Raw genomic sequence first — 13,241 nt, forward strand, 5'->3', positions numbered from 1 at the left:
TGATTAGCAGGTGCGAAGGGCCGCGAGCAGCCCGTCTACCGTTTGAAACCGGACTTCGAGTTCGGCAAGCAGGATGCTTTGCATCTCGTCGCGAAACGTATCGAGCCATGTGCCGGGCACGATGGCCGCGACGGTCGCGACGGTCGTAGTGTCGGCCGCCGCGCGATCGTCAGCCGGATCGGCCGGGTCGGCGGCGGCTGCCGCGGCGGCGGATTCGGCATCGGCCAGCGCCTGCCGCTCCGCGTCGCGCAACCGCCCGAACCGCGTGCCGAGCAGCGCGGGCACGGCCGACAGCAGGCTGCGCTCGCGCGCGCCGAGCACGCGCTCCATGATCGTGTCGAGCGTCGCGAGCCGCGCCATCCCGGACGAGCGCGCGGCGAGCGCGACCCGCAGGCGGCCGCGCAACTGGCCGATCGCCGTCTCCATATCCTGTTGGAGGGTCAGATAACGCTGGCGGAAGTCCGCGAAATCGGCCGTATCGGCGGCCGGCGGCGGCAGGTCGCCGGGCCGGCGCCGCGCGCGCGGCCGGTTGGTGGCCGTGATCGCCTGCGCGAGGTCGTGCCGCACGCGTGTGCAGTCGCGTTCCGCATCGTAGCCGCGCACGCCGGCCGCGACGCCCGGCGGGCTCGCAGTCAGCGCGGACGACAGCGTGATCGCGTCGGTCCAGCCGAGCCACTGGCTCAGCCGGTCGGACAGCGTCTGCCGGGATTCCGCGACGTCGGCATCGGCCAGGCGCGCGAGCAGCCGGACGAGTGTCGGACCGCTCAGCGCCGGGCGCGGAGGTGCTTGCACCATGCTGCAAACCGTCAAAAAAGGCAGCAGTTTACACGTCGCCGGGAGGTCGGCCGCCAGAATCGGGCGCGCGACGCCGTCCGGCGCGTCGTGCGACACACGCGAACGCCCGTCGCGCAAGGCTCGAGGCGGTGGCGGGGAGTCGGGAACAGGGCTGGCGGCAGCTCGGCGAGCGGCCGCGTCATGAGGAAGCAACGCGTTTGCGGAACCCCGCTGCGCGATCGGGCGGCGGCCCGGCCGGTTCGCGCCGGCGGCCAGCCCGGGGATGGCTGGCCGCCGTACGATGCGTGTCAGGTCAGGAACGAGGCGGTCAGATCCCCGCCTTCGGCGCGTTCAGGATCAGCCGCAGCCCGAGCAGCGTGATCGCACCGGCCGCGATGCGGTCGACCCACTTCTTGGCGCGCAGGTAAAGCTCGCGCGGCCGGCGCGTCGAGAAGCACAGCGCGACGAGCGTGTACCAGCCGAATTCGACGGCGAACACCAGCGGCGGCAGCACGAGGTAACACCACAGCGGCGGATGCTGCGGGAGCAGCGCCGCGAAAATGCTGCCGTACCAGATCGCCGTCTTCGGGTTGCTGAGCTGGGTCGTGAGGCCCGTCAGGAACGACTTGCGCGCGCTGCCGCCCGCCATCGCCTGCGGGTCGTCCATCGCGATCGGCCGGTCGGCGCCGCGCCAGATCTTCGACGCCATGTAGATCAGGTATGCGCCGCCCGCGACCTTGAGGCCCACATAGAGCCATTCGACGGCCTGCAGCAGCGTGTAGAGCCCGGCCAGCGCGACGCCGCCGAACACGATGCCGCCGATGCCCATGCCCAGCGCGGTGGCGAGCCCGTCGCGGCGCGACAGCCCGATCGAATTGCGGGCAACCAGCACGAAGCTCGGGCCCGGAATCATCGCACCGAGAAACAGCGCAGCCAGGATGGCGAGTACGGCAGCCGATGCAGTCATCGAAGTCTCCTTGGTCAGCGGCGCCGATTCGCCGGCGCCGGCGTGTCGTTTCCGACGGTCGAGCCGCTGATTCTGGCACGCTTCGCACGTGGCCGAAAGCGGCCGCGCGCTGCTATGCTGACCCTTTTTCCCGTCATCCCGCCCCGCCGCCATGATCGAAATCCGCGCCGCCTGCTACCCCGACGACGCCGCAGCCGTCGAAGCGATCTTCCGCGAGTACATCGCGAGCCCGACCGTCAGCCTCGAATTCCAGGACTACGAGCCGGAAATCGCCGCGCTGCCCGGCAAATACGCGGCGCCGCGCGGGTTGCTGCTGCTCGCGTGGCACGGCGAGCGCGTGGTCGGCTGCGCGGCGTTTCGCGAAATCGACGATACGGCGTGCGAGATGAAGCGTGTGTACGTACGCCCCGAGGCGCGCGGGCTGAATGTCGGCCGCCAGCTCGTCGAACGGCTGCTACGCGACGCGAAGGCGGCCGGCTACGCGCGCATGTGCCTCGACGTGCTTCCGGAGTTCGTCGCCGCACGGCAACTGTATGCGTCGCTCGGTTTTACGCCCGCACCGCCCGTCGCGTTCAATCCGGTGCCGGGCACCGAATTTCTCGGGCGCGATCTGTAACCGCCCGCGGCCAGCAACCCTTTCCTCCTTTCGACCGGACCTCCCGCCATGCGCGTTCTCCGCCTCGCTACCCTGCTGCTCCCGTTGCTCGCGGCGCTGCCTGCCGCCGCCCGCGCCGACGACCTGCCGAAGTCGATCGCCACGCAACTGCCACCCGGCTACCAGCCGCTGCTCGCGAAAGCCGGGCCGGCGCTCGACAACGGGCGGCACAGTTTTCTCGTCGTCGCGCATCGCGCGGACGATACGCGCGAACAACCGTCGCCGCGCCCGCTGCTGATCTACGAGGAGCAGGCCGACCGCACCTACCGGCTCGCCGCGCGCAACGACCAGGTGGTGCTGCGCGCGAACGAAGGCGGCCAGTGCGATCCGTTCGATCCCGACGATGCCGCCGACAACGGCCTTGCGGTGAAGGGCCGCTATTTCACGGTGCAGAACTTCGTCGCGTGCGGGCAGCACTGGACCGACTACATCACGTTCCGCTACGACCCGCGCACGCACGGCTGGCTGTTCTCGAACCAGATCGTCACCGAATCGTTCCCGATCGACGACAAGCCCGACCACGTCACCGTCACGCGCGCCGACGCGCACCAGCCGGTGTCGTTCGGGCAGTGGAAACGCAAGGACTAGCCGCCGCGCGCGGCACGCATCGATGCCGTCGGCAGCGCCGTGGTTTCCATGCGGCGGCCATCGCCCGCCCGCCTCTCGCGACGCCGCGCCAACAGGTCTACCATAGGCGCTCGTCGCCCCTCGGCGACCGCGGGCACGGCACGCGGTTCGCGCCTGCCCCTTTCCTCGCTGCATCCGCCCAGGAGGACGTCATGACGCAACACTTCGACGCGATCGTCATCGGCACGGGCCAGGCCGGGCCGCCGCTCGCCGCGCGGCTCGCCGCCGCCGGCCTGAAAGTCGCGATCGTCGAGCGCGGCCGTTTCGGCGGCACCTGCGTGAACACCGGCTGCATCCCGACCAAGACGCTGATCGCGAGCGCGTACGCCGCGCAGCTCGCACGGCGCGCCGGCGAATACGGCGTGTCGGTGGGCCCCGTCACCGTCGACATGAAAGCCGTGAAGGCACGCAAGGACCAGGTTGCCGGCCGCTCGAACCACGGCGTCGAGCAATGGGTGCGCGGCCTCGCGAACACGACCGTGTTTCAGGGTCACGCCCGATTCGAGCGCGCCGACGCGGTGCGCGTGGGCGATGAACTGCTCGAAGCCGAACGCATCTTCGTCAACGTCGGCGGCCGCGCACAGGTACCCGCGATGCCCGGCCTCGACTCGGTGCCGTACCTGACCAATTCGACGATGATGGACGTCGACTTCCTGCCGGACCATCTCGTGATCGTCGGCGGCAGCTATGTCGGACTCGAATTCGGCCAGATGTACCGCCGCTTCGGATCGAAGGTCACGATCGTCGAGAAAGGCGCGCGCCTGATCCGCCGCGAGGACGAGGACGTGTCGCAGGCCGTGCGCGAGATTCTCGAGAACGAAGGGATCGACGTGCAGCTCGACGCGAACTGCCTGAGCGCACGGCGCGACGGCAACGGTGTCGTGGTCGGCCTCGACTGCGCGGGCGGCGGCCGCGAGGTCGCGGGCTCGCACCTGCTGCTCGCGGTCGGCCGCGTGCCGAACACCGACGATCTCGGGCTCGACCGGGCGGGCGTCGCAACCGACGCGCGCGGCTACATCGCCGTCGACGAGCAGCTGCGCACGAACGTGCCCGGCATCTGGGCGCTCGGCGACTGCAACGGACGCGGCGCGTTCACGCACACCGCGTACAACGACTACGAGATCGTCGCGGCGAACCTGCTCGACGACGATCCGCGCAAGGTGTCCGACCGCATCACGGCCTACGCGATGTACATCGACCCGCCGCTCGGCCGCGTCGGCATGACGCTCGCGGAAGCGAAACAGACCGGCCGCCGGCTGCTGGTCGGCACGCGCCCGATGACGCGCGTGGGGCGAGCGGTCGAGAAAGGCGAAAGCCAGGGCTTCATGAAGGTGATCGTCGATGCGGACAGCCACGCGATCCTCGGCGCGTCGATCCTCGGCGTGACCGGCGACGAAGTCGTGCACGGCATGCTCGACGTGATGGCCGCCGGCGCGCCGTACACGACGATCAGCCGCGCGATGCATATCCACCCGACCGTGTCGGAACTCGTGCCGACGCTGCTGCAGGACCTGCATCCGGTCGCGTGATGCGCGGCGGGCGGCTGCGCACGGGTGTCGGACGGTGTGCGAAGATGGCCGCTCGCCACGACACCCGGGAACGCCATGGACCGCCTGCAAGCGATGCAGATCTACGTACAGATCGTCGAGCGCGGCAACTTCACGCAGGCCGCCGACGCACTGCAGTTGCATCGGCCGGCCGTCACGAAAGCCGTGCAGCAGCTCGAACAGGCGCTCGGCGTGCGGCTGCTGAACCGCAGCACGCGGCGCGTCAGCGTGACGGCGGAAGGCGAAGCGTTTCATGCGCGCTGCGTGCAGCTGCTCGGCAGCATCGACGATGCGTTCGCGTCATTCCCCAAACAGCGGGCGGTGCCGAAGGGCCGGTTGCGGATCGACATCGCGCTGGCGCTGGCGAAGACGGTCGTGATTCCCGCGCTGCCCGACTTTCAGCAGCGCTATCCGCAGATCGAACTCGTGCTCGGGGCAAGCGACCAGCCGGTCGACCTGATCGGCGAAGGCATCGACTGCGTCGTGCGGGTCGGCACGCTCAAGGATTCGAGCATGGTCGCGCGCACGGTCGGCGCGGTGCCGATGGTCACGTGCGCGTCGCCTGCCTATGTTTCGCGGCACGGCTTGCCGCGCACGCTGGACGACCTGCGTACGCATCGCGCGGTCAACTTCTTCACCGGCAGCAATCGCCGCGTGCTCGAGTGGACGTTTCGCCCGCACGGCGAAACCGTCGCGGTGAAGCTCACGAGCAGCCTGCTCACGGACAACTCGGAAGCGCTGCTGTCCTGCGGGCTCGCGGGCCTCGGCATCGTGCATGCGCTGCGGCCCGCGCTGCAGCCGAGCATCGACGCGGGCCTGCTGATCGAACTGCTGCCCGGCGTGCCGGCCGTGCCGAAGCCGGTGTCGGTGCTGTACCCGAACCGCGCGCACCTGTCGGACAAGGTGCGCGCCTTCATCGACTGGCTCACCGACCTGTTCGCGCGGCGTTACCCGGCCTAGCCGCGACCCGATAACCGATCGACCGCTCCATGTACCGCGCCAGCTGTTCGCGGGAAAATGCCGGCTGCTCGATGCCGCTGCCTTCCAGAAACGCGATCACGTTGCGACAGTCCCACACGTAATTGTTCTGATACAGCTCGACCGTGCTCAGGCCATCGCGAATGTTGTCGTCGAACAGGCTCAACAGCGGATACAGCGGTGCGTCGATATCCGTCTTCCATGCATCGAGCCATTCGCGGTACGGAACGACCCTGAACCGCAGGTCGAAGTATCGTTCGAGCCTCGAGAAAAACGCCTTCAGCGTCAGGTCGGACTCGGGCGAATTGATCAGGTTGAACTTCCGCCCCAGCGCCGCCGGATTGCGCGAAATCCGCGCGAGCGCTTTCGTCATGTAGTCGACGCTCGTCAGCCCTTCGCGCAGGTCGTGCAGGTCGGGCACGGTGCCGCGCGCGATGCACGTCCTGACCAGCCGCCCCCACCATTGATAGTCCGCGCTCACGCCGGTCTCGCCGTGAAACGTCGCGTAGCCGAGCCGGAAGGTCATCAGCGGCAGGCCGCGCAGCGCAGCCAGGCCGGCCATTTTCTCCATCACCCACTTGCTGCGCGTATAGCCGATGTCCTCGAGCACCGCCGGCAGGTTCTGATCGATGTCGTCCGCCTCGGTCATCATGGTCTTGCCGGTGACACGATGGCCCCAGCTGTACACCGAGATCGTCGACAGCAGGATCAGCGCCTTGGTTCGCCGGCATCCGGCAAATGCGAGGATCCGGGCCAGGCCGTCCACGTTGATCCGCTTCATGTACGAATACGGCTGGATGAAATTGACCGCGCTGGCCGAGTGGTAAACGAGGTCGATCCCGTCCGCCAGCGCCGCGTAGTCGTGCTCGTTCATGCCGAAGCGCGCTTGCGTGACGTCGCCCGCCCACACGCGGATGCGCGAACGCTCGCCTGGCCCGAGGTTCACGTCGTACGCGCGCAGCTTTTCATCGATCCGCGCCCGCCCCGCTGCCGCATCCTTCGCGCGCACCAGACAATGCACGGCCGCCGACGTCGTCGCGAGCAGTTCGGCCAGCAAGTGGACGCCGACGAATCCCGTGGCGCCCGTCAGCAGGATCGTGCACGGACACGCGAGCAGCGCCTCGTCGAACGCTCCGCTGAAATCCGCTTCGTCCGGCACGCGGATATCGTTCTCCAGCGCATAAACCGGCTCGCGTTCGATCGCGCGCGCCGCGCTGGCGGCACGTCGCTCGATTTCGCGTGCAAGCGCCTCCACCGATTGGTGCTCGTAGACGTCCCGGATCAGCATCTTCGTCCCCGCCGCGTCCGACAACGCCCTCGCGAGCTTCGCGGTCAGCAGCGAGTTGCCGCCTATATCGAAGAAACCATCGGTCTTGCGAAAGGACGCGTGGCCGGTCAACGCGACGAATGCATCCGCGACGATCCGCTCGACGGCGGAATACAGCGCCGGCTCCGTCCGGCTGCGCTGTGCTTCGCGGTATCGAAGTTCGAGCGCGGCCCGGTCGGTCTTGCCGTTCGCCGTCACCGGCATGCCGTCCAGCAGCACGTGACCGACGGGCCACATGTAATCGGGCAGGGTTTGCCGGACGCTGGCCTTGAGTGCATCGACGATACGCGCATCCGGCACGGCGGGATCGCGCGGCACGACGAACGCGACAAGCTCCATCCCGGCTCCGGCCGCGCCGGGCAATGCCAGCACCACGGCCCTGCGCACTTCGCCGGACCGGACAAGCGCAGCGTGAACTTCGCTCAGCTCGACCAGATTGCCGCGAATCTTGACCTGATCGTCCAGGCGCCCGAGGAACTGGATCGAGCCGTCGTCCAGCCAGCGCCCGAGATCGCCCGTGCGATAGATGATCCGGCCGGGCTGCCGCGGGTGCGGACGGAATTTCTCGCGGGTCAGCGCCGGGTTGCCCAGGTAGCCGCGGGCCAGGCCCGGCCCGCCGATGCAGATCTCGCCGACGTCGCTCCCCGTTACAGCGTCCCGTGCGTCGTTCAGGATCAGGATCTCCGTCGCGCCGACGGGCCGCCCGATCGACTCCGGACGGCCGAGCGCCGCGCTCGGCACGACCTGGCAAGTCGCGAAGATCGTCGCTTCGGTCGGCCCGTAGTAATCGATCACCGTGTAAGCGATCCTGCCGGTATCGATCGGGCCGAGCTTTTCACCGGCCGTAAACAGGTACTTCAGCTTCAGGTCCGCAGGCTGGCCGACACCGACCACGTCAGCCACCATCACGGTGGGCACGTACGCATGCGTGATCCGGTGGCGGGTGAAGAAGCCGACGAGCGCGTCGGCGTCCACACGCGTTTCGTCGTCCGGCAGACACAACGTCGCGCCCGCGCAAAGGGCCGACCAGATTTCCCACTGCGATACATCGAAGCCGAGGCCGGCCATCAGCGTCGTACGGCTTGCACCGTTCATCGCGAAACGTACGTTGTGCCAATCGACGAGCGCCGACACGGCGGCATGTTCGACGATCACGCCCTTCGGCGCACCGGTGGAGCCGGACGTGAAGATCACGTAGATCGCGCCGCCCTGCGCATCGGCATGTTGCGTTGCGCGTGCATCGTCGCGATCCGGCCGCCACGCGGACAGGTCCGCCACGCTCGCGAACGGCGCTGCCGCATCGCGCGGCGCCGTACGGGCCGTCAATACCAGCGCGGCATTGCATTGCCGCAGGATGTGATGTTTGCGGGCGTCGGGATAGCGTTCGTCGATCGGCACATAGGTTGCGCCCGCCTTCAGGATGCCGAGGATGCCGACAATGAACGCCGCGTTCCGCGCCGCCTCGATCGGCACGAGGTCGCCGCTTGCGATGCCTCGCGCCCGCAATGCACGCGCCACCGCATCGCTCCGAAGGTCCAGTTCCCGGTAACTCAGGCATTCATGCTCCGAAACCACGGCTGACGCGTCCCCGTCACGCTTCGCCTGAGTCCGGAATATTTCGATCACGTTCGATTGAGTAGTCATCCTTTTTATTCCTCATATCGACAGGCGCAGATCTCAATATAGAGTGGCACGCATAAAACGCAATTCACTGGTGAACGGCACACAGGCAACTTGGTCGGTCACGAACCGCGTCATCACGCACAGCGAAACGATGGCGATGTTTGATGCATTTGAAGCAGCATTCGACGACGTGCCGGGTATCGCGGCGCCGGTCGCCCAACCAGCGTAGTCCATCGGACATCGACGGCCACACATACGTTGGCATCCATTGTTATTCGTCAAATAACAATCAATGATCCCGGCGCACGTTTATCCGGCGCGGACACCCGCCTACGATGCTTCTTCATCGACACCCGTTCACCGAAGGAGCAATCCATGTCCCGCATCGTTCGTTTCCACCGCATCGGCGGCCCCGACGTCCTGCAGATCGACACCATCGACGTGCCCGCGCCAGGCCCCGACGAGATTCAGCTGCGCGTGAAGGCGATCGGCCTCAATCGCGCGGAAGTCATGTTCCGCAGCGGCGAATACACGTTCATGCCGCGCTTTCCGGCGTCGCTCGGCTACGAGGCGTCGGGCGTGGTCGCGGCAGTCGGCCGCAACGTGACGGCATTCGCCGAAGGCGACGCGGTGAGCGTCGTACCGGCGTTCTCGTTTGCCGACTACGGGATGTACGGCGAGGTGGTCAACGTGCCCGCGCACGCCGTGGTCAGGCATCCGGACAGCCTGTCGTTCGAGGAAGCCGCCGCGACGTGGATGATGTTCGTCACGGCCTACGGCGCGCTGATCGAACTCGGCGGACTGAAGCGCGGCGATGCGGTGTTGATCGGCGCCGCGTCGAGCAGCGTCGGGCAGGCGGCGATCCAGGTCGCGAACCACATCGGCGCGGTGCCGATCGCGCTGACGCGTGGCGAATCGAAGCGTCAGGCGTTGCTCGACGCGGGCGCGAAGCACGTGATCGCCGGCAGCCCGGCCGACCTGCCGCAGCAAGTGGCGGAGATCACCGGCGGCACCGGCGCACGCCTCGTGTTCGATCCGGTCGGCGGCCCCGATGCGGCGAACCTGCTGCGCGCGCTGGCCACGAACGGCACGTTCTTCCAGTACGGCGCACTCGATACGCGCGACATCCCGGTGCCGGTGATGGATCTGCTCGCGCGCCACCTGACGCTGCGCGGCTACGAGCTGTTCGAGATCACCGGCGACGCGCAACGGCTCGAGCGCGCGAAGCGCTTCATCGTCGATGGGCTCGCGGCCGGCGCGCTGAAGCCGCTGATCGACCGCACGTTCGCGTTCGACGACATCGCCGACGCGCACCGCTACATGGAAGCCGGTGCGCAGGTCGGCAAGATCGTCGTCACGGTCTGAGCCGTGCGCGGCGGGCGCTGCCCGCCGCCCGCTCAGCTTTCGAAATACCGCGGCCGATCGATGTCGGCCAGCAGCCGCGGCTGCGTCGGCACCCAGTCGAGCAATGCGCGCGTGCGCTCGCTGGTGGCCGGCGCATCCATCCCGGCAAACATCGCGAACCAGCCGAAATGCTCGCCGGCCTCCGCCGGCGACTTCGTGACGACCGGTACGTTCAGCCGCCGGCCGATCACGTCCGCGATCTCGCGAAACCGCACACCGGTATCGTCGACCGCGTGATAGCGCGCGCCGCCCGTCCCGCGTTCGATCGCGAGCCGGTACACACGCGCCGCGTCGAGCCGGTGCACGGCCGGCCAGCGATTGCCGCCGTCACCGACGACCGCCGAAGCCCCCTTCTCCCTCGCGAATGCAATCAGCCACGGGACGAAGCCGTGATCGCCGTCGCCGTGTACGGACGGCGGCAAGCGTACGACCGACGCATGCACGCCGCGCGCTTCCAGCGCGACCGCGGCCGCTTCGGACGCACGCGGATAGGCCGGCGACACCGGCACGTGCGAATCGTCTTCCGTCGCCTCGCGGCCCGGCGCGACGAGCGCCAGCCCCGACGTGACGACCAGCGGCCGCGCCGAACCCGCGAGTACCGCGCCAACCGTCTCGATCGCACGGCGATCGAGTTCGCAGTTCTGCGCGAAGCGCGAGAAGTCGTGATTGAATCCCGTGTGGATCACCGCGTCGGCGGCTTCGGCGCCACGCGTCAGGCTGTCGAGATCTTCCAGCGACCCGCGATGCACGTCGGCGCCTGCGGCGGCCACCGACGCGGCCGCCGCTTCGGACCGCGCGAGCCCGAGCACCGAGTGCCCGGCGGCAACCAGTTCGGCGACGACGGCCGAGCCGACGAATCCCGACGCTCCCGTAACAAAGACACGCATGTTCAGTACCTCCGGATGAAATGGAGGCTTACTATCTGTCGATGGCCGCTCGCGGTGAAGTCGTGACGGTTTACCGGTAAACGAACTAACAGGATATGGCTGACGCCCCCGACAACCTGCTCGGCGCGTACCTGAGGGACCGCCGCGAGAAACTCGACCCGGCCGCGCTCGGGCTGCCGGCCACCCGCCGCCGCACGCCGGGCCTGCGGCGCGAGGAAGTCGCGCAGCGCGCGCATGTGAGCGCCGCGTGGTACACGTGGCTCGAACAGGGGCGCGGCGGCGCACCGTCGGCCGATGTGCTCGACCGGCTCGCCCGCGCACTGATGCTGAACGAAGCCGAACGCGAACATCTGTTCCTGATCGGCGTCGGCCATCCGCCCGACGTGCGCTATCGCGCGCCGGCCGGTGTAACGCCGCGCCTGCAGCACGTGCTCGATTCGCTCGACGCGAGCCCCGCGATCGTGCGCTCGGCGACGTGGGACGTCGTCGCCTGGAACGACGCGGCGGCCGCCACGCTGACCGACTACGCGACGCTGCCCCCCGCCGCGCGCAACATCCTGCGGCTGATCTTCGTCGACGCGGGCGTGCGCGATGCGCAGCCGAACTGGGAGCGCGTCGCGCGGTTCGCGGTCGGCGCGTTTCGTGCGGACGTCGCGCGCATTGGCGCGACGCAGGCCGTGCAGGCGTTCGTCGACGAGATGCGCGCGACGAGCGCCGAATTCGACACGATGTGGCGCAACCACGACATCCATTCGCATGACGAAAGTACGAAAGAAATCCGCCATCCGCAGGCCGGCCGGATCGCGTTCGACTATTCGGCGTTCTCGGTCACCGGCCGCCCCGACCTGAGCCTCGTGATCTTCACGCCGGCGACGCCGGCCGACCGCGCGCGCATCCGGGCGCTCGTCGCAGCGCGCGACCAGGCCGGTGCGCGGCAGGCGCCGGCTGCATGACCGCACGCGGCGGGCGCCGCCGCCCGCCTCGCCGGCCTTCCCATCCGGCCCCTTCGGCTGCCTTCACCCCATCGCAATCCGCACTGATTCCCAGTCGAATATTTAATTTTCACCTGGCGTAGCGCGCGCTTACCCTTTCGGCATCGCATCACAGGGCCACCGGCCCCTCCCTGGAGCATCCCGATGACCGACCCCGGCACCGCGCAAGCCGTCCACCGCCCGCACGCGGCTTCCGTGTCCTATGGCGCACTCGCGCTGCTGGTACTGGCCGGCCTCAACCTGCGCCCGTTCCTGACCGCGTTCGGCCCCGTGCTCGACGTCGTACGCGCCGACACGGGCCTCGGGTTTCGCGCGGCCGCGCTGCTGACCACGCTGCCGTTCGTGCTGATGGGGGTCGTCGCCGGGGCCGGCGTCGGGCTCGCGCGGCGCTTCGGCGAGCAGCGTGCGCTGAGCGCCGCGCTCGCGCTGATCGCCGCCGGCTGCACGGCGCGCCTGTGGACGCACGGCAGCGCGGGGCTGATCGCGACCGCCATCGCCGCCGGCGCGGGTGTCGCGGTAATCCAGGCGCTCGTGCCGGGCCTTGCGAAACGCTGGTTCGTCGACCGGTTGCCGCTCGCGATGGGCCTCTACTCGGCGGCGCTCGTCGGCGGCGGCGCATTCGGCGCGATGGCAAGCCCGTGGCTCGCCGCGCACGGCGGCTGGCATCTCGCGCTCGCCGTATGGGCGGTGCCCGCCCTCGTCACGCTCGCGCTGTGGCGCGCGAAAGCACCGCGCGACACCGTGCAAGCGACGGCCGCGTCGGCGTCGATCACCGCGTTCGTCCGCATCCCGCGCGCATGGCAGCTCGCGCTGTTCTTCGGCCTCAGCAACAGCGGCTATGCGAGCCTCGTCGCGTGGCTGCCGGCGTTCTACCGCAGCGTGGGCATGAGCCCGCAGGCGAGCGGCAACCTGCTCGCGTGGATGGCGCTGTTCCAGGCCACCGGTGCACTGGCGATGCCGATGCTCGCGAAGCGATCGGCCGACCGTCGCGCCGTGCTGTGGCTCACGCAGGCGCTGCAGGCGGTCGGCTTCATCGGATTCGCGACGCTGCCCGCGCTCGCGCCGTGGCTGTGGGTCGCGAGTGTCGGCCTCGGGCTGGGCGGCTTCTTCTCGATGAGCCTGATCGTCACGCTCGACCACCTGCCCGATGCACGACTTGCCGGCGCACTGGCCGCGTTCGTGCAGGGCATCGGCTTCCTGACCGTCGCAGCGAGCCCCTGGTTGATCGGCTGGCTGCGCGACGCGGGCGGCGGCTTCGCGATCGCGTGGTGGATGCATCTCGGCGTGATCGCGTCGACGGCCGCGCTGAACGCCGTGTTCTCGCCCGCCGGCTACCGGAACAGCATGGCGCGCATCGCCGGCGCCGCCCGCTAAAACCCCCTTCGAATCCGGGCGGCCGCCGGCCTTCTCCTGCGACCGCCCCGCCGCCCGCGCATGGCCGGGCGCGGGCCGTCACGCCC

12 protein-coding genes are annotated in these 13,241 nt (G+C 69.0%); 7 read left to right on the forward strand and 5 right to left on the reverse strand.

Translation table 11 applies throughout. The annotated features are described in order from the left end of the window. Positions 1–3: 3 nt before the first annotated feature. Both ACWMMN_RS28630 and ACWMMN_RS28635 read right to left on the reverse strand, forming a co-directional pair. A complete protein-coding gene (locus tag ACWMMN_RS28630) occupies positions 4–795 on the reverse strand; it encodes a DUF3348 domain-containing protein (RefSeq protein ID WP_059240792.1) in 792 nt (263 codons plus the stop codon). A 307-nt stretch (positions 796–1,102) separates the two neighbouring features. Then, the gene (locus ACWMMN_RS28635; RefSeq protein WP_012493146.1) at positions 1,103–1,741 is read right to left on the reverse strand and encodes a LysE family translocator; all 639 of its coding nucleotides are present in this window, start codon (positions 1,739–1,741) and stop codon (positions 1,103–1,105) included. 151 nt (positions 1,742–1,892) lie between these two features. Here ACWMMN_RS28635 and ACWMMN_RS28640 point away from each other — a divergent pair, with 151 nt between their 5' ends. From ACWMMN_RS28640 to ACWMMN_RS28655, 4 genes are all read left to right on the forward strand, one after another. Continuing rightward, positions 1,893–2,357, forward strand: coding sequence for a GNAT family N-acetyltransferase (locus ACWMMN_RS28640; protein ID WP_059237503.1), 465 nt, complete (start codon positions 1,893–1,895; stop codon positions 2,355–2,357). Positions 2,358–2,405: 48 nt separating this feature from the next. Then, positions 2,406–2,984 carry a hypothetical protein gene (locus ACWMMN_RS28645; protein WP_059237504.1) on the forward strand — a complete coding sequence of 193 codons (579 nt, stop codon included), beginning with the start codon at positions 2,406–2,408 and terminating at the stop codon, positions 2,982–2,984. A gap of 191 nt (positions 2,985–3,175) precedes the next feature. Continuing rightward, entirely contained in the window at positions 3,176–4,552 is a 1,377-nt protein-coding gene (locus ACWMMN_RS28650) for an FAD-containing oxidoreductase (RefSeq protein WP_059237505.1), read from the forward strand. Between the two features lie 75 nt (positions 4,553–4,627). Further along, a complete protein-coding gene (locus ACWMMN_RS28655; RefSeq protein ID WP_059237506.1) occupies positions 4,628–5,530 on the forward strand; it encodes a LysR family transcriptional regulator in 903 nt (300 codons plus the stop codon). On the opposite strand, the gene ACWMMN_RS28660 is transcribed toward ACWMMN_RS28655, so the two are convergent. Together ACWMMN_RS28660 and ACWMMN_RS28665 are read right to left on the reverse strand one after the other, a co-directional pair. Continuing rightward, entirely contained in the window at positions 5,496–8,519 is a 3,024-nt protein-coding gene (locus ACWMMN_RS28660) for an amino acid adenylation domain-containing protein (protein ID WP_486423460.1), read from the reverse strand. The two genes, ACWMMN_RS28655 and ACWMMN_RS28660, sit on opposite strands and share 35 nt — an antisense overlap. 33 nt (positions 8,520–8,552) lie before the next feature. Continuing rightward, positions 8,553–8,732 carry a hypothetical protein gene (locus tag ACWMMN_RS28665; protein WP_486423461.1) on the reverse strand — a complete coding sequence of 60 codons (180 nt, stop codon included), beginning with the start codon at positions 8,730–8,732 and terminating at the stop codon, positions 8,553–8,555. Between the two features lie 141 nt (positions 8,733–8,873). Between ACWMMN_RS28665 and ACWMMN_RS28670 the strand changes: the two genes are divergently transcribed. Continuing rightward, entirely contained in the window at positions 8,874–9,863 is a 990-nt protein-coding gene (locus ACWMMN_RS28670) for a zinc-dependent alcohol dehydrogenase family protein (protein ID WP_174992806.1), read from the forward strand. A gap of 32 nt (positions 9,864–9,895) precedes the next feature. On the opposite strand, the gene ACWMMN_RS28675 is transcribed toward ACWMMN_RS28670, so the two are convergent. Then, positions 9,896–10,789: an SDR family oxidoreductase gene (locus tag ACWMMN_RS28675; RefSeq protein WP_486423462.1), complete on the reverse strand. Its 894-nt coding sequence runs from the start codon at positions 10,787–10,789 to the stop codon at positions 9,896–9,898. A 95-nt stretch (positions 10,790–10,884) separates the two neighbouring features. Between ACWMMN_RS28675 and ACWMMN_RS28680 the strand changes: the two genes are divergently transcribed. After that, positions 10,885–11,742 (forward strand): helix-turn-helix transcriptional regulator, encoded by an 858-nt coding sequence (locus ACWMMN_RS28680; protein WP_486423463.1) that lies wholly within the window; start codon positions 10,885–10,887, stop codon positions 11,740–11,742. A 183-nt stretch (positions 11,743–11,925) separates the two neighbouring features. Continuing rightward, positions 11,926–13,155 (forward strand): cyanate transporter, encoded by a 1,230-nt coding sequence (locus ACWMMN_RS28685; RefSeq protein ID WP_486423464.1) that lies wholly within the window; start codon positions 11,926–11,928, stop codon positions 13,153–13,155. Positions 13,156–13,241 lie beyond the last annotated feature (86 nt).

Source organism: Burkholderia cepacia complex sp. TUM26381 (assembly GCF_057439935.1).

Coding starts and splice junctions, on each gene's coding strand:
- ACWMMN_RS28685 (WP_486423464.1), top strand. CDS start 11,926: ATGACCGACCCCGGCACCGCGCAAGCCGTCCACCGCCCGCACGCGGCT.
- ACWMMN_RS28635 (WP_012493146.1), bottom strand. CDS start 1,741: ATGACTGCATCGGCTGCCGTACTCGCCATCCTGGCTGCGCTGTTTCTC.
- ACWMMN_RS28675 (WP_486423462.1), bottom strand. CDS start 10,789: ATGCGTGTCTTTGTTACGGGAGCGTCGGGATTCGTCGGCTCGGCCGTC.
- ACWMMN_RS28680 (WP_486423463.1), top strand. CDS start 10,885: ATGGCTGACGCCCCCGACAACCTGCTCGGCGCGTACCTGAGGGACCGC.
- ACWMMN_RS28655 (WP_059237506.1), top strand. CDS start 4,628: ATGGACCGCCTGCAAGCGATGCAGATCTACGTACAGATCGTCGAGCGC.
- ACWMMN_RS28645 (WP_059237504.1), top strand. CDS start 2,406: ATGCGCGTTCTCCGCCTCGCTACCCTGCTGCTCCCGTTGCTCGCGGCG.
- ACWMMN_RS28630 (WP_059240792.1), bottom strand. CDS start 795: ATGGTGCAAGCACCTCCGCGCCCGGCGCTGAGCGGTCCGACACTCGTC.
- ACWMMN_RS28640 (WP_059237503.1), top strand. CDS start 1,893: ATGATCGAAATCCGCGCCGCCTGCTACCCCGACGACGCCGCAGCCGTC.
- ACWMMN_RS28670 (WP_174992806.1), top strand. CDS start 8,874: ATGTCCCGCATCGTTCGTTTCCACCGCATCGGCGGCCCCGACGTCCTG.
- ACWMMN_RS28665 (WP_486423461.1), bottom strand. CDS start 8,732: ATGGACTACGCTGGTTGGGCGACCGGCGCCGCGATACCCGGCACGTCG.
- ACWMMN_RS28660 (WP_486423460.1), bottom strand. CDS start 8,519: ATGACTACTCAATCGAACGTGATCGAAATATTCCGGACTCAGGCGAAG.
- ACWMMN_RS28650 (WP_059237505.1), top strand. CDS start 3,176: ATGACGCAACACTTCGACGCGATCGTCATCGGCACGGGCCAGGCCGGG.